The organism is Paenarthrobacter nitroguajacolicus, assembly GCF_007786235.1.
Classification (GTDB): domain Bacteria; phylum Actinomycetota; class Actinomycetes; order Actinomycetales; family Micrococcaceae; genus Arthrobacter; species Arthrobacter nitroguajacolicus_A.
Genome location: NZ_VNFK01000008.1, coordinates 165,626 through 187,441, shown reverse-complemented (window position 1 = coordinate 187,441; position 21,816 = coordinate 165,626). Strand labels below are relative to the sequence as shown.

Sequence of the window (21,816 nt, the reverse complement as noted above, 5' to 3'; positions counted from 1 at the left end):
ACTTCGTGACATGGCCCACTCGGGCTGAACCCAACTCCTGGCACTGCTGCCAGTAGTTGGGCCTGTTCTGCAACGATGGAGAAAGGGGCAAGCCGTGACGTCTGGTGGATTCGGCTTTCGCGCTTACACGCTCTTCGACACACTGCTCTGGATTGCATGCCTGAACATTCTCTGGCTGGTCTTCACTTTGCTGGGCGGAGTGGTCCTCGGCATCGGGCCCAGTACCGCTGCCGCCCACGTCCTGGTACGTGACAAGGTGCGGGGCAGTGCGACGCCGCTGATGCGCCGCTACGCCAGGGAGTATGTCAAGAATTTCGGCAAGGGCAACGCCTTGGGCCTACCGATACTTGCTGTCGGCGCTGCGCTGGCGCTCAACTGGGGCTACTTCTCGGCGGGCTGGGACTTTGGCTCGCAGATCGCCTCTGCCGGAATCCTGATGGCGGCGCTCTTCGTTGCCGGCACAGTCTGCTATCTCTTTCCGATGTTTGCCCGCTATGAACTGGCCTTGCCCCAGTACTTCCTGATGTCGTCACGGTTCGCCGTGCGCCACCTCGCGGGGACCGTCATCCTCTTGTTCGTGACGGCGGCAGCTGTGTTCGTCTGCCGATCTGTTCCAGGGCTGATCCCCTTCTTCGGAGTGGGCGCGTGGCTCTACGTCACGGGCTGGCTCTGTGATCGCTTCTTCACCGCCAATGACGAGTCCATGGCCAGTGCGGACACCCTTCCGGCCGCGCCTACGGCGACCCCCGCAACCACCCAGGAGGCCAGCCTTGTCTGAAGTCAACCCGTCCCGAACTCCAGCCAGCACCGCTCCCGTCCTTCATCGACCCCTTGATGTCCAAGGGCACGTGCAGGTCACCCGCAGTGGCTCTGGCAGCAGCATCAATGAAACGTATCAAGACGCTGACGGCCAACACCTCTGGACCCTGAAGAGATTCCCCGGAGCGCAGGTACCGGATACGTCGAACAACAACAACCCCGAAGAAGTGGAGTAGAAGAACAATGATCCGTAGAAAACCAACCCTGGCAGCCGCCGTCGTGGTTTCCGCTGCCCTGGCCCTGACCGCCTGTGGTGGCGAAGCGCCGGCGTCGGACCTCTCGTCCGTCAAAATCATGGCACCCTTCCTGGAAGCGCAGCCGCCAACAGCCGACGGCGCCGTGCAAAAGAAGCTCGAAGAGCTGACCGGCAAGGACGTCAACATCACGTGGACGCCCAACGCGTCGTACGAGGACAAGATGAACATCACCCTGGCGTCCTCGGAGATCCCCCACGTCCTGGTAGTCCAGGGCAAGACGCCGGGCTTCGTGAAGAACGCCGAAGCGGGCGCTTTCTGGGACCTGACGGACAAGCTGAAGGACTACCCGAACCTCAAAACCACGTTCCCGGAAGTCCAGCAGAACGCCAGCGTCAACGGCAAGGTCTATGGTGTGTACCGCGGCCGCAACCCGATCCGGGCCGCGGTCATGTTCCGTCAGGACTGGCTGGACAAGCTTGGCCTGAAGGCGCCCGAAACCACCGAGGACCTGTACAAGGTAGCCAAAGCGTTCACTGAACAGGATCCGGACGGCAACGGCCAGAACGACACCTACGGCATCACCATCCCCAAGTGGGGAGCGCTGGGAACCAACAGCCCGTACGACATGATCGAAACCTGGTACGGCGCCGGCAACCGCTGGACCGAGCGGGACGGCAAGCTGGTCCCGAGCTTCGAAACCGAAGAGTTCCTTGAGGCCAACCGCTTCATCAAGAAGATGGTGGATGAGAAGCTCATCAATCCCGACTTCGCTACGTTCGACGGCACCAAGTGGAACGAGCCGTTCTTCAACGGCAAGGGCGGCATGATCGTTGACGTCGACTCCCGCGTGAGCGTGCTGATCAACCTGTTCAAGCAGGCCAACCCCAACGACTTCGAGAACAAAGTGGGCTTCGTGGGCAGCCTGAAGGGACCGGACGGCGAACTCCACGCGCACCCCACCGACGGCTACTCCGGCTTCCTGGCCGTCCCCAAGTCCAGCGTCAAGACCGAAGCCGACTTGAAGAACGTCCTCACTTTCCTGGACAAGCTGAACAGCAAGGAAGTGGCGGTGCTCATGAACAACGGCATCGAGGGTGTGAACTTCACTGTTGAGGAAGGCCTCGCTGCCACCATCAAGCCTGAGACTCCTGAGGGCAAGGTGGTCAACACTGACATCAAGAGTTTCGCCCAGTTGGGAACCAACGTCACCGGCAACAACTTCTACCCCGTCAAGCAGGCCTCCGAGTACGAGCAGAAGGTCTTCGATGACCGCGTCGCCGTCATGGCCGAGGACCTCAAGAGCGCCGTCTACAACCCGGCGGCCGCATTCGTTTCGCCCACCTATGTTGCCAAGGGCGCCCAGCTGGACAACATCGTGGCCGATGCCCGGATCAAGTACCTGGCCGGCCAGACCGACGAACAAGGCCTGAAGGACGCCATCAAGCTGTGGAACACCAGCGGCGGTGACAAGGTCAAGGAAGAAATCAATAAGCTCTGGCAGGAAAACAAGAAGTGACAGCCCCCGTTGTAGAAGCCAAAGCCTCGGAGCGGGCGGCCACCACGCCGCCCGCCCCGGCGCGGCGGCGCGGGTTCGCCGTCCACTTCGCGCACTACAAGTGGCTGTATCTGCTTCTGTTGCCCGGAGTCCTGTACTTCGCGATCTTCCGGTACGGGCCCATGTACGGGGTGTCCATTGCCTTCAAGGACTACGTCCCATTCCTGGGCGTCAACGGCAGCCCATGGGTGGGAGTCCAGCACTTCCAGGACTTCTTCGCGAACCCGGACTTCCCCCGGCTGCTGGGCAACACCCTGATCCTGGCGTTCCTGAACCTGGGAATCGCGTTCCCCCTGACCATCGTGCTGGCACTGCTGCTCAACGAGGTCCGCCTATCGGTGCTGAAACGCACGGTCCAGACCCTCGTTTACATCCCGCACTTCCTGTCCTGGACCATCGTGGCGTCCCTGAGCTTCCTGCTCTTTGCACTGGACATTGGACCCTTGTTCCAGTTCGTGAACGGGCTCTTCGGGACCAACGTGGACATCCTGTCCGATCCCAACTGGTTCCGGCCGCTGATCGTGCTGCAGGAGATCTGGAAGAACACCGGATGGGGAACCATCATCTTCCTCGCCGCCCTGGCCACAGTTGACCAAGACCAATACGAGGCAGCCATTATCGATGGCGCGGGCAGGTTCCGGCGCGTCTGGCACATCACCCTGCCGGGCATCCGTTCCACCATCATCGTGATGCTTATCCTGGCCATCGGGCAAATGCTCAACACCGGCTTCGAGCAGATCTACCTCATGACCAACGCCCTCAACCGCAGCGTGGCCGACGTCTTCGATACCTACGTGTACTTCGTGGGCATCACCCAAGGCGCGTACAGCTACAGCACCGCCGTCGGACTCTTCAAATCCCTGGTGGGCATCGTGCTGATCTTCGGCACCAACTGGCTGTCCAAGCGGTTCAACCAGAGCGGACTGTTCTAATGAAGATTCACAACACCAGAGGCGGACGGATTTTCGACGCCGCCAACTACGTCTTCCTCACCCTGGTGGGCATCATCACCCTGCTGCCGTTTGTGTACGTCGTGGCCGGGTCCTTCGCCAATGAAGCGGAAATCACCCGACGGGCGTTCTTCGTCTGGCCCGAGCAATTCACGCTCGGCGCCTACGAGTACATCTTTTCCACTCCGGCCTTCACGCGGGCGCTGATCACCACGGTGCTGGTCACGCTGGTGGGCACCCTGATCCAGCTCATCCTGACGGTCACCATGGCCTACCCCCTGGCGAAGAAGAACCTGCGCGGCCGGAAACTGATCATGTCCCTGGTGGTCTTCGCCATGGTGTTTTCCGGTGGGATGATTCCCACGTTCCTGCTGGTCAAGGACCTGGGCCTGCTGAACACCTACTGGGCCCTCATTTTGCCTGCGGCCATCAACCCGTTCAGCCTGATCATCATCAAGAACTTCTTCCAGGAACTCCCTGCAGAGCTGGAAGAGTCCGCCAAAATGGACGGTGCCACGGAAATCGGGATTCTCTGGCGGATCCTGCTGCCACTGTCCAAGCCGGTACTGGCGACGTTCGCCCTGTTCTATGCAGTGGGTATCTGGAACGACTTCATGTCCCCGCTGCTCTACCTGAGCGACAACAACATGTGGACCCTCCAGATGTACCTGCGCCAAGTCACCGCCGCGTCCGACCTCCTCGGTACGGGCAATGTGGATCCCACCTACATCCCGCCGGAGCAGGGCATCAAGTTCGCCGTGATCGTGGTGGCCACGCTACCTATCTTGATCTTCTACCCCTTCCTGCAAAAGCACTTCGCCAAGGGCATGCTGATCGGCTCGGTCAAGGGCTAGAAGCCATCTCGAAAGGACAACCATGAAAATCCTCCTCGCGGGCGACTCAACCGTGGCCGCCTGCCCCAGTTACGAGTACCCGATGAGCGGCTGGGGCGCCCACCTGGCACCCGAGACCTACTGGTGGGCCGCCGTCCACAACTACGCCAAGGGCGGCGCCACCACCGAGTCGTTCCGCGAGGAGGGCCTCTGGTACCAGCTGCTCAACCAGACGGTGAAGGACGATCTTGTCCTGATCCAGTTTGGGCACAACGACCAGAAGCGCGCCCACCTCGCCGCGCACGCGGGATACGCCGCCAACCTCCGTCGCATGGTGGCCGAGGTTCGGGCCAAGGGCGGTGTTCCCGTCCTGTGCACGTCGGTGGAACGCCGGCATTGGGCCGGCGGCACGCTGGAGGTGACCTTGGGCGACTACGCGGACACCGTTCGCGGGCTTGGGGCCGAGCTCGGCCTCGACGTCATCGACCTCAACCAGTGGACCCGATCGCTCTACCAGGAACTGGGGGAGGAGGGCTCCAAGGAGTTGTTCTTCCACTTCGCACCGGGCGAACATGCCCACTGGGCAGGCGGCTTGGAAGACAACACGCACTTCCATGTGAAAGGCGCCCAACGAATCGCCGTCTTTGTCGCTGAACAGCTCGAAGCCCACGGGTACGGGCTGACGGTGACGCTCAAGGCGGCGGCGCAGGCTTGATCTACTCGAACCCTTTGCGAGGTCCTTCGGATGTGGCGGGCTGGGTGGCCGAGGGGCCGGTTCAGTTCGGAACGCACGACGACGGCGGCCCGGGTTTGAGCGGCGACGGGACCAGCGCGCTGGTCCTGTCGGGCTCCCTTGACGCGGAAGAGCACGGCGACCACGCCCACTGGACCCTCTGGTGCCCGGAAGAAATCCCGGATCACGTGCGGATCACCTGGGAGTTCCTGCCACTGGAAGAGCCCGGACTGGCCATGGTGTTCTTCGCTGCCCGCGGGCACCGTGGCGAGGATCTGTTCTCCCCGTCCTTGGCTCCCCGCACCGGCTTCTACCCGCAGTACCACTCGGGAGACCTCGACGCACTCCATATCTCCTACTTCCGCCACAAGTACGCCTCCGAGCGCCGGTTCCGCACCTGCAATCTCCGTAAGAGCACAGGCTTCCAGCTTGTGGCGCAAGGGGCTGATCCGCTTCCTCCCGCTGAGGACGCTGACGGCTTCTATCGGATGGAAGTCATCAAAGACGGACCACGAGTAGCCTTTTCCATCGATGGCTTGCCGCTCTTTGAGTGGATGGATCCAAGCCCCGAGCCTTTGGGCGGGGGCTACTTCGGAATCCGCCAAATGGCCCCGCTCAAAGCCGCCTACCGCAACCTGTCCATCAGCCCCTTGTAGCTGCCGCGCCCTGTGATGGGGCACACGAAACCATGACGTAGGATGTCCCCATGCCTCTCTTTGACCTGCCCCTCGAGCAGCTTCGCAACTACACCTCCAGCGCGGTTCCGCCAGCAGACTTGGACGCCTTCTGGGACCGGACCATTACCGAGGCCAGGGGCTTGCCGCTGGACGCTGTCTTCGAGCCGGTGGAGAACTATCTATCCGTGATTGACACCTTTGACGTCGCGTTTTCCGGCTTCGGAGGAGACCGCATCAAGGGCTGGCTGCACGTGCCCGCCCACCTCGAGGCAGGGCAGCAGCTACCCGTAGTGGTGGAGTACATCGGCTACTCCGGAGGCCGCGGGCTGGTCAACCAGAACACCCGCTGGGCACAGGCCGGTTACGCACATTTCATCATGGACACCCGAGGCCAGGGCTACGGCGGGGTCTCCGGCGATACCCCGGATCCGCATCCTTCGGCAGGTGGCGTCGCCTTTGCCGGCCTGATGACCCGTGGCGCCGACCACCAGGACAATTACTACTTCCGCCGTGTCTACGTGGACGCCTTCCGAGCGGTAGAGGCGGCGCAGAACCATCCCGCCGTCGACCCTTCCAAAGTGGTGCTGGCCGGCGTGAGCCAAGGCGGCGGCATCACTGTTGCTGCTGCCGGGCTGACGGCCGGAAGGCTCGACGGCGTCATCGCCGCGCTGCCCGACGTCCCGTTCCTCCAGGACTTCCCCCGCGCCATCGACATCACCCCGCGTGGACCGTACCCGGAAATCGCTGGGTTCCTGGGGCGGCACCGGGATCGCTATGAACCCATCCTTTCGGTGCTCAACTACTTCGACGGCGTCCACCTCGGCCGCGCGGCCACGGTTCCCGCGCTGTTCTCCGCCGCCCAGATGGACGATATCTGCCCGCCGTCAACGGTGTTCGCGAGCTACAACAACTACGGTGTTGGTTCGGGCCGGGTTGAGAAGGACATCGAGGTGTACCGCTTCAACAACCACGAGGGCGGCCAAGAGCACCACTGGATAAAGCAGCTGCAGTTCCTGCGCAAATTACTGTCATCTTGATGGACTCGATTTGCCCGCTGTGAAGAACCGCGGTTATGGTGTGGCTATGACTAAGCGTTGGTATGCGTATTTTTCGTTGGCTCTGGAGGGGCCCGCGTCTAACTGACACGCATCCAACTTTCCTTCAGAGCCAACAGGGCAGAGATTATTCTCTGCCCTTCGCCATATCCGGCGGGTTCTGAAAAGGGGCCCGCTCCGTATCCCGGAACAGGACCCAGACATGACCAGCATCGCCGCAGAACCCACCGAATCGCTCGAAGCCGCCGACGCCGCCGACGCCGCGCAGCCTGCCACCTCCAACCTGCGGGTGGCCCGCTTCGAGCCGCTTCCGGCCCCTCAGGACCTCATCGCCGAGTTGCCGCTTGATGCCCGCTCAGCAGCCGTCGTCGACCGTGGCCGCGACCAGGTGCGCGCCATCATGGACGGCGTGGACGACCGCCTTTTGGTGATCGTGGGACCATGCTCCATCCACGACCCCAAGGCGGGCCTCGAATACGCGCGTCGGTTGGTCAGCCAGGCGGAGAAGCACAAGGAAGACTTGCTGATCGTGATGCGGACGTACTTCGAAAAGCCGCGCACCACGGTTGGTTGGAAGGGACTCATCAACGATCCCCACCTGGACGGCAGCCACGACATCGCTGCCGGCTTGCGCGCCGCTCGTGGCTTCCTCAAGCAGGTCACCGCGCTGGGCCTGCCCACTGCCACCGAATTCCTCGAACCCATCAGCCCGCAATACATGGCGGACCTCGTCTCGTGGGGCGCCATCGGTGCCCGCACCACCGAGAGTCAAATCCACCGCCAGCTCGCCTCCGGGCTGTCCATGCCTATCGGCTTCAAGAACGGCACCGACGGCGATCTCCAGGTGGCGATTGACGCTTGCGGCGCCTCTGCCGCTGAGCAGGCCTTCCTGGGAATCGACGACGACGGCCGCGCGGCCCTTGTAGCGACGTCCGGCAACCCGGACACGCATGTGATCCTCCGTGGCGGACGAAAGGGCCCGAACTACTCCCAGGAAGACGTTGCCGCCGCTTCCTCCAAGCTCGCAGCCAAGGGGCTGAACCCGCGCTTGATCGTGGACGCCAGCCACGCCAACAGCGGCAAGAGCCACCACCGCCAGGCCGAGGTTGCGCTGGAAATCGGTGCGCAGCTCGAAGCCGGGGAGACCTCGGCTATTGCCGGCGTCATGCTGGAGAGCTTCCTGGTTGGCGGTGCGCAGAACCTGGACACGGTCAAGCAGTTGGCTGGTGAGCAGGAACTGGTCTACGGCCAGAGCGTCACGGATGCCTGCATGGAATGGGACGTTACGGCCTCGGTGCTGGAGCAGCTCGCCGCCTCCGCCCGCAAGCGTCGCGGGGTGGTTGCGGAGTAAGTCCATTTCGTGGCTTCGCTGCGGAGTATGCCGTGCGTTCGGCATTGCCCGCAGCGAGGCCCCGTTATGGGCCCTGACCTGCCGGGAGAGCAGCATCCCACTTTCCCGAAACGCTTTCACATTGGCCCCATCAGCCTCTAGAGTATCTAGCACATGGTTGTTTGATGGCTCAGCATCGGCACACCGTTCTACTGGGGGTGTCCTACTGTCTGAGAGCAAAGGAATATGGGAAATGTCCGCGGAGACTAACTTCTCGAATGCGCGTTTCATGACGGTGGCTGAAGTAGCCGACGTCCTGCGTGTTTCCAAAATGACTGTGTATCGCCTGGTCCACTCAGGGGAAATGCCCGCCGTAAGGTTCGGCCGTTCCTTCCGGGTTCCGGAAGAGGCCGTTGCCCAGTACCTCAAGGGTGCTGTGGTGGACGGACAATCCGAGACTGCCTGAGGCTGCCTGGGTCCGTCCCGCGGACCGTGGTCACGGGGTGCCCCTCTGAAGCGGTACTCTGTTAAGGAACGTTTTACGTCAATGTAAGAATCTGTCAGTTGTACTTGTCTGCTTCCGCGGATCTGTTCCAACAGACAGGAACTTCTAGTTTGTAAGGAACTTTCGTGGGTTCAGTTATTAAGAAGCGCCGCAAGCGTATGGCCAAGAAGAAGCACCGCAAGCTGCTTCGCAAGACTCGCCACCAGCGCCGCAATAAGAAGTAGAGATACTTCACCAAGCGTGAATGCCCGTTGCCTCTCGAGGTGGCGGGCATTTTTGCATCCCCGATGCTCTCTCACGTCCCGCCGGGTTTTTGGTGATGCTCTCTCACGTCCCGCCGGGTTTTTGGGGATGCTCTCTCACGTCCCGCCGGAAAAGCCTGATTCGACGGCGGGATCGATCCAAGCGGTCCGCAGCACCTTCTTGATCTGCCGTACTGCCGCGTCGAAATCATTTGCCAAGTCTGCCTTGTTGAAGACCAAGACTGTCCAGCCCGCAGCGATGAACGCCTTGTCCCTCCGCCGATCACTGAACACCTGTTTCTCCTCAAGGTGATGGCCGCCGTCGTACTGGATGGCGACGCGCCGTTTTCGATACCCAAGGTCCGCGGACGGCGAGAGGGGATCGTTGGGACGGAGCAGCACCTGAAGTTCCGGCTCCGGAAGCCCAGCGTCGAACATCGCAAGACGTAGCATCGATTCCGGCGCCGAATCGGAGCCGACGCGCATCAGGTCCAGTGCTTCCCGGGCTCGGACCACGCCTTGGAGGTTCTTGTGTCGGTTCACCATGGCGCGGAGTGCAGCGATCGTTGTAAAGGGCTCGGCTCGTTGTTCGAATTCGAGCCTCGGGTTGCGAATGAGCTCATCACCGATACAGACCAGTTCCTTCAAGGGCATAGCGCGGGCCAAGTCCAACCATGTTCTTGATCGAGTTGAAATCCAGATCCCTCGGACCTGCTCGACTTCCCCGTCCGAAATCGTCAGAGTGTGGCCGGTTACTCCTTTTCGGCGCACTGACGGCAGATTCCTCGGCTTACTGAGGTGCAGCTCGTTTGAATCCGATAGCCACGGAGGCAGCGAGAAACCATGGAGTTTCGCTGCCGTGACGTGAGAAATCCAAGCGCCAGGGCTCGCAGCTGACAGCGAGCGGGCGGCCGCCTCCAGGTCAAAGTCCCAATTGGCCGGGCGATACAGGCCCCGGCTCACAGGGGCGATGTCACTGCGACGCCAAAGGCGCTCTTGTTTGATGCCCGCTGATTTAGCTTCGTCGAGAGTGAACGGTGCCGTCGGCAGATCGGACTCTGTCAGGGTGAGTTTTTCCATACCGGAATTGTTGCCGGTCGGGCACTTTGTCTGCAGAAGTTATCCACAGGCAGCCTGATGGCCCGCGGGATGTGAGAGAGGGTGAGGGTTTTGGGGGTGGGATGTGAGAGAGGGTGAGGGTTTGGGGCGATGTGAACGAGGGTCAGTAGCGGGGACCGCGGAACCGCGAGAAGCCACGCCAGAGACCGTAAATCGCTCCGCCGACCGTTGCAGCCTTCAGCCCGAGCGTGGCGGCGCGACGACCGGAGCGGAAATCGTACACAGGCCAGTTGTTGTCCCGGGCGTGACGGCGCAGTTTCGCATCAGGGTTAATGACTACCGGGTGCCCCACCATGGTGAGCAGGGGAATGTCGTTTGCAGAATCGCTGTAGGCCCAGCAGTGCTCCAAATCCAGCCCCTCACGTTCGGCAATGAGTTGGACTGCCACTGCTTTGGCCGGGCCGTGGAGAATGTCGCCGACTAGCTTCCCCGTGTACATGCCATCGTGCACTTCCCCTACGGTCCCGAGTGCACCCGTCAGCCCAAGTCGGGTGGAGATGACGGTGGCAACTTCGATGGGAGTCGCTGTGACGAGCCAAACTTTGCGACCAACCCTAAGATGCTGCTCGGCCAAGGCCTTGGTTCCCGGCCAAATCCGCGACTCGATCATTTCGTCGTAGACTTCTTCGCCCAACGCCTTGATGTCGGCCACAGTGATGCCGGCCGCGAGGGTCAACGCGGAATCACGCACCGCGTGAACGTCCTCCATGTTCTCGCCGCGCATGACGAACTTGAACTGTTTCCAGGCAAATCCAGCAGCCTGCGGCAGCGTGAAGGCCTTACGCTCGTACATCTTCCGGGCAACGTGAAAGAGGCTCGCGCCCTTCATCAAAGTGTTGTCGACATCGAAGAAGGCAGCTTCGCCGGTGCGCTTCTGCGCTGCGTCGTTCTGCGCTTGGGCATCTGCGACCACGGTGGCGTTCTTCTCCTCGGGCATGCCTTGAGTCTAGTCAATCGCTAGTGCGGCGCGCTGCGGGTGCACGGGTGGCGTTGTTGGGGGTGGGATGTGAGAGAGGGTGGCGTTGGTGGGGGTGGGATGTGAGAGAGGATCGGGGCGGTTACCGTTATCCCATGGCTATTCCCGACGTCGTTCTCCTCACCAAAGCTGACTGCCACCTCTGCACTGAGGCGCGTGCCGCCGTCGAGCGCGTGACGAAAAGCCTCGGCGTTCCGTGGACCGAGAAAGGGATCGACGACGATCCGCAGCTGCAAGAGCGGTTCGCCGAGGAAATTCCGGTGATCTTGGTCAACGGCGTACAGCGCGACTTTTGGAAGATCGATGAGGACCGGCTGGCCCGCACCCTGAAGAAAGTGATGGAGGGCTGAGGGTGCGGTTACCCGCAAGTAATGGCTTTTGTTGAGTCCGGCTGGGGGTCATAGAGTGGAACAACAAAGCGACGCAATGGAGAATACCGTGACTGCGCTGGAACCGTCCCCGGAAGCGACAACCGAGGACAACGAACCTGCCGCCAAGCAGATCCCGCCCGCGGCTGTGGCCCGGATGACCCTCTATTTGCGCGCGCTCAACTCCCTCCTCGCCGAAGGGGTGGAACGGGTTTCGTCCGAAGCGCTCGCCGAGGCGTCCGGCGTCAGCTCATCCACGCTCCGCAAGGACCTTTCCTACGTTGGCTCCTATGGGACGCGGGGAGTCGGCTACGAGGTCCAGTACCTGAGCCGGCACATCGCGGCCGCACTGGGACTGACACACGACTGGAAGGTCGCAATTGTCGGCGCGGGTAACCTCGGCAAAGCATTGGCCCGGTATGGCGGCTTCGAGTCCAGGGGCTTCGACGTCGTGGCGATCTTCGACGCAGACCCCATGGTGATCGGCAACGAGGTGGGATGGCTGCGCGTCAGCGACTCCGCCGAACTCGAACGGGTCCTGGAACGGACCCATACGAACATGGTGGTGCTGGCCTTGCCCGCCACCGTTGCCCAAGCGGTGTGTGACCGCGTGATCGCCGCCGGTATCCGGAGCATCCTCAGCTTCGCTCCTGTCCTGCTGCAGGTTCCGCCGCACGTCAACCTCCGCAAGGTGGACATGGCCACCGAGCTGCAGATTCTGGCCTACCACGCACAACGGGCGCAGACACCGGGCCAGGCTGTTTAGCCTCGCCGGGTCCGCGCCCGCGTGAATGATTTCCTGAAGGCCTGGTGTGGCCCCGGGGTTTAGCGCCCGTAGGGGTTCTGGTAAGCGTTGCCGAACGGCTGGGCTTTCCGGAAGTACGGAGCCGACGCCGGCAGGTACAGCATGACGATGGCTGCGATGCCGAGAAGTACTGCCAGTGTGGCAAGGCTCAGCGGCACCAACGCAAAGATGGAGAGCGCGGCGAGCACTGTTCCAAGGATTCGTGCCCAGTTCCGGCCCTTGCGGACGTTGATGGCCACGAGGGCGTACAGCGCGGCACCAATAATTCCAACTGCCACCATGACTCCAACGATGACACCCTGCACGTCTTCGAACCTCACGTCAGCCGCGCCGCCAGCAGCCATCTGGTCTTCGAACATGGTCCGCATGGCGGGGTCGTTGATGGCGGCCATCGAAAGGAGGATCGAAATGAGCCAGATTGCTCCGGCGCCAACAATCATCCAAAAAGCGATGTTGACCATCTGCGGCACCGTGGTGGGACCCGGCTGCTGGCTCGGCCAGTTGGTGTCCTGGCCGTACTGCGGTGCTGCCGGCGGCTGGGACTGGCCGTATTGGGGCGCCCCACCGGGCTGGCCGTACTGCGGCGCGGCGGGGGACTGCTGACCATATTGCGGTGCTGCCGGTGGCTGGGACTGCTGGCCGTACTGTGGCGTGGCGGGCTGGCCGTACTGCGGTGCGGGAGGTTGGGATGCGGGAGTTTGGGGTGCGGCGGGCTGGGAGCCGGGCTGCTCGGACTGGTTGGCATCGCCCGGGTTTGACGGCGGGTACGGAGGGTTGCTCATGGCATTCCTTTGCTTGGTCGACTGCTGTGTGGCCGCCGGGATCAGCAAAATGACCCTGCCCCCAGCGTGGTTCTGTTTCCACCGTACCTCTGCGCCACTGCGCTGCCTCCGACCACACGCAGGAAAATACGGCTCGCGGACAAAAAATCATCATGTTGGCTTACGCCTTCATGATGAAGGCCGCGGGGATTCTGAGGAATCCCCGCGGCCTTGTTACCGCTGGTGGACGACGGCGGCAGTCGAGTTAGGGCTAAACGCGGCCCTTGACTGCCTTGAACCAGAGCTGCGAGTTCGGCAGCCACATCAGCACGACGGCGACGGCGCTGACCAGGAAGCCGAACCAGTTGCTGCCAAGACCGGTGCTGGAGCCCCCGGCACTGGCTGCACTGAAGATCGCGAGGAGCAAGGAGATGCCGGCCACGATGGTGAGGGCGAGGCGTGCCCACTCCTTGCCTTCCTTCATTTTCATGGCCAGGACAACCTGAGCCACGGCCACTGCAAGGCTGAGGATCAGAAGGATCAGCAGGATGGCGGCAATTCCAGGCGCAAAGGCGAAGAGGGCGATGATGGCAAAGAAGCCGATGAGCCCGAACAGAAGGCCCAGGAGTCCGGAAATTACCCAGATGAAGTAGGAGACCTTCAGTTCCGTTGGCAGGCCCTGGGTCTTGAACATTCCGGAGAAGCCGCCCTGGGGCATGACGTCGTTGAAATTGCGGGGCCCGTCAGTGGGCATTTCGAAGTGGAAGCCGGGCTGCCCCGGAGCTGGTTGTCCGGGTCCGGCCGGAGGCGGTGCGGGCTGCGAATACTGGCCCGGTTGCGACGGCGGCTGGTAGCCCTGAGGTGGCTGGTAGCCCTGCGGAGGCTGGTAACCCGCAGGAGGAACGCTGCCGGGCTGCGGAGGCTGAGAGCCGGGCTGCTGTGGCTGTGGTGCTTCGTCTGGGGTACTCATGGCATCACTTTAGACCGCAGGTTGAAGGATGCATAGGAAATTCGGAGCTAACTCGCAGCTAAATACAGGCTGTTTGCCGAACAATTGCGGGGTGACTTCCGTAAATGCGAAACGGCGCCCCCACGGCGTGATGCTGTGGGAGCGCCGTTCGGCATGCCTGGAGGGGCCGGAACTATGCGGCAGCCGGTGCGATGAACGCGAGTTCCAGGTTGATGACTACCTTGTCGCTGACCAGTACGCCGCCGGCCTCGAGGACGGCGTTCCACGTAAGGCCGAATTCCTTGCGGCTGATGGTGGTCTCGCCGGAAACGCCGGCGCGGGTGTTGCCGAACGGATCCACGGCCACGCCGTTGAATTCCGTCTCGATGGCAACTTCCTTGGTCACGCCCTTGATTGTGAGATCGCCCACGAGGTCGAAGCTGTTGCCGTTGGCCTTGACGTGGCGGGAGACGAACGTGATTTCCGGGAACTTCTCCACATCGAAGAAGTCCTCGCCCTTGACGTGGCCATCGCGGTTGACGTCACCGGAGTCGAAGCTGGCGGTCTGGATGGTGGCGGTGACCTTGGAGTCGGTCAGCGTTTCGCCAACCTCCAGGGTGGCCGCAGCGTCCTTGAACTGGCCGCGGACCTTGCTGATGCCTGCGTGGCGGACGGTGAAGCCGATCTCGCTGTGGGAAGCGTCGAGGGTCCAGGTGCCGGTGGTGACGGAGGCGGGAAGGGTCATCATGGTGTTGCTCCTATGTCTAGTGGAAGGTACTGCGTGCTTGCCAGGCTGAATCCAATTGCTTGAAGCGTCAACCGAGCTTCGTGTCTAGTATAAACATGCATATGCATCTTTTATTCCAACTCCGTGGAACATTTCGGGAAAACTTTGAGTTCTACTAGCGGTAGAAGATTTCGGATCGCCCCGCTTCTTTGAGAAACTGGTAAACATGCCCCAAGCAACTGTCCATCTGCTTCGCCATGGCGAGGTCCATAATCCCGACGGCGTCCTGTACGGCCGACTGCCGGAATTCCACCTCTCCGAGCGTGGCCGGGAGATGGCCCGGATGCTGGCCGACCACTTCGCGGCCCGCGCCAACCAGGGCGCCAAGATCGTGCACCTGGTGGCCTCGCCGCTGACGCGTGCCCAGGAAACGGCCATGCCCACTGCCGAAGCCTTGGACCTTGAAATCACCACGGAGCCGCGCATCATCGAAGCAGAGAACCACTTCGAGGGACTCCACCCCACCAAGAGCGAGTTCCTCAAGCCCAAGCACTGGTTCTACTTCCGGAATCCCATGCGGCCTTCCTGGGGTGAGCCCTACAAGGAGCAGGCCGCCCGCGTGCTGGCCGCTGTTGAGGATGCCCGCGTCAAGGCGATCGAACTGGGTGGCGACGGCGCCGAAGCCATCCTGGTCAGCCACCAGCTGCCCATCTGGTCAACCCGATTGACTGCGGAAGGTCGTCGCTTGGCGCACGACCCCCGCAAGCGCGAGTGCACACTGACGTCCCTGACTTCACTGACCCTGGACGACGACGGCAAGATCATCCGCGTTGAGTACAGCGAACCCGCTGCCGTGCTGCTTCCCGGCGCGGCGAGCACCCCGGGGGCATAGAAGCATGGACAACAATCTTTCACGCCGTGGCGTGCTCACTGCCGGTGGTGTCCTGCTCGCAGGGCTGACCATGGGCCTTTCCGCGTGTGCCCAAGAGGACTCACTTGCCGAGCAGGCAAGGAAAGGCGACAACAAGAACTACGTAGCCGGCGACGGTTCGGTGACGGAGTTCGCCAAGGCTGATCGTGCTGCGCCCGTGGCCCTCAAAGGCACTCTTTTCAATGGCGAGACGGTCAAGCCCGAGGACCTGCAGGGCAAGGTCACCGTGCTCAACTTCTGGTTTGCCGCCTGTGCTCCCTGCCGCATCGAAGCCCCTCAACTTGAGGCCCTCCACCAGGACTTCAAGGACCAGGGTGTGCAGTTCTTCGGGGTAAACCTGCGCGACGAGCAGGCCACTGCCGAGGCTTTCGATAAGACCTTCAACATCACCTACCCGAGCTTCAACGACAAGGACGGGGCAGTGCTCCTGTCCGTGTCCGGCATCGTTCCGCCGGGCGCCGTGCCCACAACCCTCGTCCTGGACAAGGAAGGCAGGGTTGCCTCCCGCGTGCTCGGCGAGATCGAGAAGGGCACCCTGAAAGCCCTCATCACCTCAGCCGTGGCCGAGTAGCACCCATGAACAGTCCCTTCGCCGAGACGATCCTCAATGGATCACTGCTGCTGGCTGTGCCGGTGGCTCTGCTGGCCGGGCTGGTCTCGTTCCTTTCGCCGTGTGTGCTGCCCCTGGTCCCCGGTTACCTGGGCTACGTCACGGGGCTGACCGGCGTCGACCTTGAGAAGCAGCGGCGCGGCCGCATGCTGGCCGGCATCGGCCTGTTCGTCCTGGGATTCTCTGTGATTTTCGTCCTCCTGGGCGGTGCCTTCGGACAGCTCGGAACCCTCCTGACCGGTCCGCAGAACGCGTGGATCACCCAAGTGCTGGGCGTCCTGGTGATCATCATGGGCGTTGTGTTCATGGGCGGGTTCGGGTGGCTGCAGCGCGACGCGAAGATCCACGCCAAGCCACCTGCAGGGCTCTGGGGCGCTCCGCTCCTGGGGCTGACCTTTGGCCTCGGCTGGGCGCCCTGCATTGGTCCGACGTACTCCGCGGTACAGTTGCTGAGCTTGTCCGGCGGTTCGTCGGCAGCGAAGGGCGCACTCCTGGCGTTCGTTTACAGCCTTGGCCTGGGCATTCCCTTCCTCCTGATCGCCCTGGCAGTCCGCCGGGGCATGGGGGTCATGTCCTTCTTCCGCAAGCACCGGCTGGCAATCCAGCGGATTGGCGGAGGCATCCTGATTTTGCTCGGCATCCTGATGACCACCGGAGTGTGGGGAACCTGGGTGACCGAGTTGCAGTACTGGTTCCAAAACGATGTGAAGTTGCCAATCTGATGAGCGAGTCCGTGAAAGCCAAGAAGAAGTCACCAGCCGCTGAAGGCGCCAACACAGCGGATGGAAAACTCCAGCAGGCCAAGTCCGAAGCCGCGCTGCCCGCGCTCGGTTTCAAGGGCATGCTCAGGTGGGCCTGGACCCAGCTGACCAGCATGCGTACCGCGCTGTTCCTGCTCCTCCTGCTCGCCGTGGGCGCCGTGCCGGGATCATTGTTTCCGCAGCGTGCCGCCAACCCGGTAACGGTGACGGACTGGATTAAGAACAACCCGGCGACCGGACCGTTCCTGGACGCCCTGCAGATGTTCGATGTCTACTCGTCGGCCTGGTTCTCGGCCATCTATATCCTGCTGTTCATCTCTCTGATCGGTTGCGTCACGCCTCGCGCGATCGCCCACTACAAGGCGATGAAGTCGCAGCCGCCACGCACTCCCAAGCGCCTCTCGCGACTGCCGGAGTACGGCACGCTGGCGCTGCCCGCCGACGCCGGAATCCCGGCGTCGAAGGCCATCAACGATGCCGCCGGGCTGCTCAAGAAGCGCGGCTACCGCGTTGAGGTCAGGGACGCCGACGGCGACCTGCCGTCCCTGGGTGCCGAGCGCGGCTTCCTGAAGGAAGTCGGCAACCTGGTGTTCCACACTTCGCTGATCGGCGTGCTGGTGTCAGTGGCCATCGGTGGGCTGTTCGGGTACAGCGGCCAGCGCATCCTTGTGGAGGGCGATACGTTCGTCAATACCCTGGTGGGCTACGACCAATTCACCCCTGGCACAAACTTCCAAAGCAGCTCACTTCAGCCGTATTCCGTCCAGCTGGACAAATTCGAGGCCAAGTTCGATCGCGGCGAGTCTCCGGGCAAGGCCGGCCAGCCCATCGACTACACGGCCGAGGTCACCACCAAGGAGACCCCGGATTCACCGGCCAAGAAGGAAGTCCTGAAGGTTAACGAGCCCGTATCGCTTGGCGGCACCAGCCTCTACCTCACCGGCAATGGCTACGCGCCCATGGTGACGGTCCGGGACGGTGAAGGCAACGTTGCTTTCCAGGGCCCCGTCACGGCCAAGGTCCAAGGGGATAACTACTACTCGTCGGTGGTCATCAAGGTCCCGGACGCCAAGCCGGAACAGCTGGGTTTCCAGGGCTTCTTCCTGCCCACGTCCATAAAGAACGAGGCCGGTATTTCCTATAGCGCGGCCCCTGAGCTGTTCAAACCGGAACTGACGTTGGACTCGTACTATGGCGACCTTGGGCTGGACAAGGGTGTGCCGCAGAATGTCTTTGAAATGGACGTCAGGGACCTCACGCAACTGAACGGCCGCAAGCTTGAAGCCGGCGGCATCACCCTTCTGGTGGGTCAGAGCCAGGAACTGCCAGACGGCAAGGGCAGCATCACCTTCGACGGCGTCAAGAAGTACATCGGCGTGGACATCCACCACAACCCCGGCCAGCTGTACGCCTTGATCTTCGGTTTCCTCGCGGTGGCCGGCCTGGTCATGTCGCTCTACATCAACCGCCGCCGTGTCTGGGTCCGTACCGGAACCCACACGGACGGCCGCACCATGGTGGAATACGGCCTGCTGGCGCGCGGTGAAGACCACCGCCTCGCCGGCGAAGCCGCAGCCCTCCGGGAACTCTTTGCCCGGGAATGGAATGTCCCGGAAACGCCGGACACTGACACTAAAACAGTCTCTTCCTCAACCTCGAAGGACCAGTAATGCCCGTCATCAACGAAACCCTGGGCCAATACAGCGAGCTGTTCATGCTGTTGGCCGCCGGCACGTACACCGTGGCGTTCATCGCGTTCGCCTGGGACCTGGCGAAGAGCAGCAAGATGCTCCGGGCTGTGGACCTGAAGGCCGCAGCCAGCTCCGCCACCGAAAAGGTGACTGTTGCAGCGGGACGGGCCGGCGGCAGCCTCAGCGCTCCCGACGCCGGTGGGCCGGCTGGCCGCGCCGAGCGTCCGACGTCGGGCCTCACCGTTGAAGGCGGCACCGCCGCAGGTGACATGAAGTACGGTGCGGAACGCCGTGCACCTGCCCGCGTTGCGGTGGCCCTGACGGTGCTGGGTGTCCTGATCCACGGCGCAGGTGTCGTGACACGTGCACTGGGCGCCGGCCGCGTGCCGTGGGGCAACATGTACGAGTTCCTGACAACTGGTGCTTTTGTGGCCGTCGCTGTGTTCTTGATCGTCCTGATCCGCCGCGACCTTCGCTTCCTGGGCACATTCGTGATCGGCCTGGCCATCATCATGCTGGTGGCGGCCTCCGCTGCTTTCTGGACCCCGGTAGGCCACCTGGTCCCGGCACTGCAAAGCTACTGGCTGATCATCCACGTTTCCATCGCAGTGCTGTCCTCAGCGTTGTTTACGTTGACATTTGCCATGTCGGTGCTGCAACTGCTGCAGTCGCACCGGCAGAAGAACCTGTCCACAGGCGGTGCGGACAAGCTTGGCTTCATGCGCCTGGTTCCGAACGCGCTGAGCTTGGAAAACCTGTCCTACCGCATCAACGCCATTGCCTTCATCGGCTGGACGTTTACGCTCATGTTCGGCGCCATCTGGGCAGAAAAGGCCTGGGGGCGGTTCTGGGGCTGGGACCCCAAGGAAGTCTGGACGTTCGTGATCTGGGTGGTCTACGCGGGCTACCTGCACGCCCGAGCCACCCGTGGTTGGACCGGAACCCGTGCTGCATGGTTGTCGATTGTTGGTTACGCCTGCGTGATTATCAACTTCACGCTGGTGAACACGGTTTTCAACGGACTGCATTCCTACTCGGGGCTCTAAGCCTCAAACCGGCCTGAGCAGGGGCGTTACCTCCGACTCAGGCGAACCGCCTCGAAAACGGCCAGTCGGTCCAGCAACTGAGCCTTTTGCCGGTCCTGAGCAAGTGCTAACTTGTTGAGGACCCGCTTGTGATGCAGCCCGCTAGCGCCGCGCCGTGTTCTTTTCGAGGTAGCTATGAACTATGTTCTCGCCATTGACGTCGGGACAAGTTTTACCGCAGCAGCCCTGGTTAAGCCTGACCAGAGTCCAACCCCTACACCTGAAATCCTTCCGTTGGGATTGCATGGCAGTGCCGTGCCTTCAGTGCTTTTCTATGCGGACGACGGCCGGACACTGGTAGGTGAGGCAGCCGAGCGACGCGGATTGGACCATCCCCAGCGGATGGTCCGGGAATTCAAGCGCCGCATAGGTGACTCGGTTCCCTTGGCCGTGGGTGAGGACTGGCTGGCCGCTGAGGATGTCTACGCCACCATGGCCAGAAGGGTGGTGGACAGGGCCGAAGAGCGCGAGGGAAGTTCGCCGTCGTCGATCATCATGACGCACCCCGCCGCGTGGGGTCAGCACCGCACCTCGCTGGTTCTCGCAGCGCTGAACGTGGCGGGCCTGCATGACGTCACGCTGATCAGCGAACCCGAAGCAGCTGCCCTGCACTATGCCTCCCAAACCCGTGTGGAGAACGGCAGCACCATTGCGGTGTACGACCTCGGCGGCGGTACGTTCGACACTGCGGTCCTCCGCAAAGTGGGCGCCGGGAACTTCGAACTGCTCGGCCGTCCCGACGGCATTGAAACTTTGGGCGGCGCCGATTTCGACGCCGCTGTATTGCGTCACGTCCTGGGTCACCTTGGTGATGCCGCGGATAACCTGGATCCCGGCTCGCCGGAAACGCTGGCAGCTCTTTCGCGCCTGCGCCGGGAGTGCCGGGAGGCCAAGGAAGCGCTCTCCATGGACAGCGAAGCCAGCGTGGCTGTGGCCTTGCCGGGAACCCAGCAGTCCGTCCGGTTGGTGCGGTCCGAGTTTGAGGCGATGATCGAATCACCCCTTCGGGACACCGTGGATGCCCTGGAGCGAAGCTTGCGGAGCATCAACGTTGAGGTGCAGGATCTGAGCGCTGTGCTGTTGATCGGCGGGTCCTCGCGGATTCCCCTCGTAGCCGAGATGATCTCGGTGGAATTGGGCAGGCCAATCGCCGTCGACGCCGATCCCAAGTCCTCCATTTGCCTGGGTGCGGCGGTGGCTGGGTTGCGCTCAACAGGGGCCGGGGTTGTGGACGCGGCCGACGCCGATGTCGAGGCCGTTTCGGCGGGCTCCACTGTGGAACGGCCACACGTTGTCAGGTCCGCGCCTGCGTTGACCGCGCTGAAGGCAACCTCCGACAAGCCCGGGAGGCATGCCCCTCGGCCTCGTGTGCGGATGGCAGCGGCCGCGGCGGTGGCCGCAACCGCGTTGACCATTGCTACGGCAACGGCAGCCCAGAGTCCTGAAAGCACCGGCCTGCTGGCATCGATGTTCGGCAACCAAGCTGCCGACGTGATGCGCGACGACGGTACGCAAGGTGCGGGGCCACAGACCGCCAAGTCCCAAGGCGGCGCTGCCGCTGCCGGCAACCCGGCTGCCGGACTTGAAGCCAGTGTTGGTGCCGGCGTCACAAGGGCTGGGACGGGTGCAGGGAAGAGCCCGGCTCGGCCAGGAACTGCGAATACCGGGAAGGGCAGTGCCGGGACGGGATCGGGGTCGGCGGCAGGGGCGGCCGGAGGGCCAGCCACCAGCACCACCCCGAGTGGCGGTGGGACAGGCAGCACCGCGCCTGCTGTGCCCGGAACGGGTAGTCCCACGACTCCTGGGACGCCAGCTACGTCGCCTCCCACCCCCGAACCCACAGGAGGCGCGGCTACCGGACCGACTCCTCCTCCGGTGACGACGCCGCCCACCACGCCGCCCGTTTCCGAACCGACAACACCCCCCACCACCCCGCCCGATCCAGTCACCCCGCCGCCGTCACCGGAACCAACCGTGCCCCAGCCGGAGCCTTCGGTCACCCAGGACCCCCCGCCGCCGTCGCCGGAACCCGCCGTGACCCAGGAGCCCACACCGCCGCCGGCTACCCTCGACCCCACGCCCCTGCCAACGGAAACAAGCCCGGTTCCGGACCCAGCGCTGCTCTCGGCGGTATAGC

24 protein-coding genes are annotated in these 21,816 nt (G+C 62.8%); 19 read left to right on the top strand and 5 right to left on the bottom strand.

What is annotated here, in order from left to right; genetic code table 11:
* The first annotated feature begins 94 nt into the window (after nt 1–94).
* The 11 genes from FQP90_RS12615 (at nt 95) to FQP90_RS12565 (ending at nt 8,878) form a co-directional block, all read left to right on the top strand.
* Entirely contained in the window at nt 95–778 is a 684-nt protein-coding gene (locus FQP90_RS12615) for a YesL family protein (RefSeq protein WP_144650865.1), read from the top strand.
* On the top strand, nt 771–995 hold the full coding sequence (locus tag FQP90_RS12610; RefSeq protein ID WP_144650862.1) for a hypothetical protein: 225 nt from the start codon (nt 771–773) through the stop codon (nt 993–995). Before FQP90_RS12615 ends, FQP90_RS12610 begins: the two co-directional genes overlap by 8 nt.
* A gap of 7 nt (nt 996–1,002) precedes the next feature.
* A complete protein-coding gene (locus tag FQP90_RS12605; RefSeq protein WP_144650859.1) occupies nt 1,003–2,532 on the top strand; it encodes an extracellular solute-binding protein in 1,530 nt (509 codons plus the stop codon).
* A complete protein-coding gene (locus tag FQP90_RS12600; protein WP_144650856.1) occupies nt 2,529–3,503 on the top strand; it encodes an ABC transporter permease in 975 nt (324 codons plus the stop codon). Before FQP90_RS12605 ends, FQP90_RS12600 begins: the two co-directional genes overlap by 4 nt.
* The gene (locus FQP90_RS12595; protein ID WP_144650853.1) at nt 3,503–4,375 is read left to right on the top strand and encodes a carbohydrate ABC transporter permease; all 873 of its coding nucleotides are present in this window, start codon (nt 3,503–3,505) and stop codon (nt 4,373–4,375) included. The genes FQP90_RS12600 and FQP90_RS12595 overlap by 1 nt, the downstream gene beginning before the upstream one ends.
* Before the next feature lie 22 nt (nt 4,376–4,397).
* Nucleotides 4,398–5,069 carry a rhamnogalacturonan acetylesterase gene (locus FQP90_RS12590; RefSeq protein ID WP_144650850.1) on the top strand — a complete coding sequence of 224 codons (672 nt, stop codon included), beginning with the start codon at nt 4,398–4,400 and terminating at the stop codon, nt 5,067–5,069.
* Nucleotides 5,066–5,743, top strand: a complete 678-nt coding sequence (locus FQP90_RS12585) for a DUF1961 family protein (RefSeq protein ID WP_144650847.1) — start codon at nt 5,066–5,068, stop codon at nt 5,741–5,743. The genes FQP90_RS12590 and FQP90_RS12585 overlap by 4 nt, the downstream gene beginning before the upstream one ends.
* A 50-nt stretch (nt 5,744–5,793) precedes the next feature.
* A complete protein-coding gene (locus tag FQP90_RS12580; protein WP_144650844.1) occupies nt 5,794–6,801 on the top strand; it encodes an acetylxylan esterase in 1,008 nt (335 codons plus the stop codon).
* A gap of 220 nt (nt 6,802–7,021) precedes the next feature.
* Complete coding sequence (locus FQP90_RS12575) at nt 7,022–8,170, top strand: 3-deoxy-7-phosphoheptulonate synthase (protein WP_144650841.1); 1,149 nt, start codon at nt 7,022–7,024, stop codon at nt 8,168–8,170.
* A gap of 232 nt (nt 8,171–8,402) precedes the next feature.
* Entirely contained in the window at nt 8,403–8,615 is a 213-nt protein-coding gene (locus FQP90_RS12570; RefSeq protein WP_017199160.1) for a helix-turn-helix domain-containing protein, read from the top strand.
* A 164-nt stretch (nt 8,616–8,779) separates the two neighbouring features.
* Nucleotides 8,780–8,878, top strand: coding sequence for a 30S ribosomal protein bS22 (locus tag FQP90_RS12565; protein ID WP_003792170.1), 99 nt, complete (start codon nt 8,780–8,782; stop codon nt 8,876–8,878).
* 135 nt (nt 8,879–9,013) lie between these two features.
* Here the strand turns inward: FQP90_RS12565 and FQP90_RS23830 are convergent, their stop codons facing one another.
* Complete coding sequence (locus FQP90_RS23830; RefSeq protein WP_306439408.1) at nt 9,014–9,550, bottom strand: endonuclease domain-containing protein; 537 nt, start codon at nt 9,548–9,550, stop codon at nt 9,014–9,016.
* Nucleotides 9,551–10,118: 568 nt separating this feature from the next.
* Entirely contained in the window at nt 10,119–10,952 is an 834-nt protein-coding gene (locus FQP90_RS12555) for an HAD family hydrolase (protein WP_144650835.1), read from the bottom strand.
* A 134-nt stretch (nt 10,953–11,086) separates the two neighbouring features.
* Here FQP90_RS12555 and FQP90_RS12550 point away from each other — a divergent pair, with 134 nt between their 5' ends.
* Nucleotides 11,087–11,341 (top strand): glutaredoxin family protein, encoded by a 255-nt coding sequence (locus tag FQP90_RS12550; protein ID WP_144650832.1) that lies wholly within the window; start codon nt 11,087–11,089, stop codon nt 11,339–11,341.
* A 76-nt stretch (nt 11,342–11,417) separates the two neighbouring features.
* Nucleotides 11,418–12,125: a redox-sensing transcriptional repressor Rex gene (locus tag FQP90_RS12545; RefSeq protein ID WP_144650829.1), complete on the top strand. Its 708-nt coding sequence runs from the start codon at nt 11,418–11,420 to the stop codon at nt 12,123–12,125.
* A gap of 59 nt (nt 12,126–12,184) precedes the next feature.
* Here FQP90_RS12545 and FQP90_RS12540 read toward each other — a convergent pair whose 3' ends face one another.
* The 3 genes from FQP90_RS12540 to FQP90_RS12530 form a co-directional block, all read right to left on the bottom strand.
* On the bottom strand, nt 12,185–12,946 hold the full coding sequence (locus FQP90_RS12540) for a DUF6264 family protein (protein WP_144650826.1): 762 nt from the start codon (nt 12,944–12,946) through the stop codon (nt 12,185–12,187).
* Between the two features lie 250 nt (nt 12,947–13,196).
* The gene (locus FQP90_RS12535; protein ID WP_144650823.1) at nt 13,197–13,895 is read right to left on the bottom strand and encodes a hypothetical protein; all 699 of its coding nucleotides are present in this window, start codon (nt 13,893–13,895) and stop codon (nt 13,197–13,199) included.
* A 172-nt stretch (nt 13,896–14,067) separates the two neighbouring features.
* On the bottom strand, nt 14,068–14,619 hold the full coding sequence (locus FQP90_RS12530; RefSeq protein ID WP_144650915.1) for a YceI family protein: 552 nt from the start codon (nt 14,617–14,619) through the stop codon (nt 14,068–14,070).
* A 208-nt stretch (nt 14,620–14,827) separates the two neighbouring features.
* On the opposite strand from FQP90_RS12530, the gene FQP90_RS12525 reads away from it, so the two are divergent.
* From FQP90_RS12525 to FQP90_RS12500, 6 genes are all read left to right on the top strand, one after another.
* Complete coding sequence (locus FQP90_RS12525) at nt 14,828–15,493, top strand: histidine phosphatase family protein (protein WP_144650820.1); 666 nt, start codon at nt 14,828–14,830, stop codon at nt 15,491–15,493.
* Between the two features lie 4 nt (nt 15,494–15,497).
* Entirely contained in the window at nt 15,498–16,103 is a 606-nt protein-coding gene (locus FQP90_RS12520) for a TlpA family protein disulfide reductase (protein WP_144650817.1), read from the top strand.
* 5 nt (nt 16,104–16,108) lie between these two features.
* Nucleotides 16,109–16,864 carry a cytochrome c biogenesis CcdA family protein gene (locus FQP90_RS12515; protein ID WP_144650814.1) on the top strand — a complete coding sequence of 252 codons (756 nt, stop codon included), beginning with the start codon at nt 16,109–16,111 and terminating at the stop codon, nt 16,862–16,864.
* Nucleotides 16,864–18,573 carry a cytochrome c biogenesis protein ResB gene (gene resB / locus FQP90_RS12510; protein ID WP_144650811.1) on the top strand — a complete coding sequence of 570 codons (1,710 nt, stop codon included), beginning with the start codon at nt 16,864–16,866 and terminating at the stop codon, nt 18,571–18,573. Before FQP90_RS12515 ends, resB begins: the two co-directional genes overlap by 1 nt.
* Nucleotides 18,573–19,640 (top strand): c-type cytochrome biogenesis protein CcsB, encoded by a 1,068-nt coding sequence (ccsB, locus tag FQP90_RS12505; protein ID WP_144650808.1) that lies wholly within the window; start codon nt 18,573–18,575, stop codon nt 19,638–19,640. Before resB ends, ccsB begins: the two co-directional genes overlap by 1 nt.
* 174 nt (nt 19,641–19,814) lie before the next feature.
* Nucleotides 19,815–21,815 carry an Hsp70 family protein gene (locus tag FQP90_RS12500; RefSeq protein WP_144650805.1) on the top strand — a complete coding sequence of 667 codons (2,001 nt, stop codon included), beginning with the start codon at nt 19,815–19,817 and terminating at the stop codon, nt 21,813–21,815.
* The last annotated feature ends 1 nt before the right edge of the window (nt 21,816 follow it).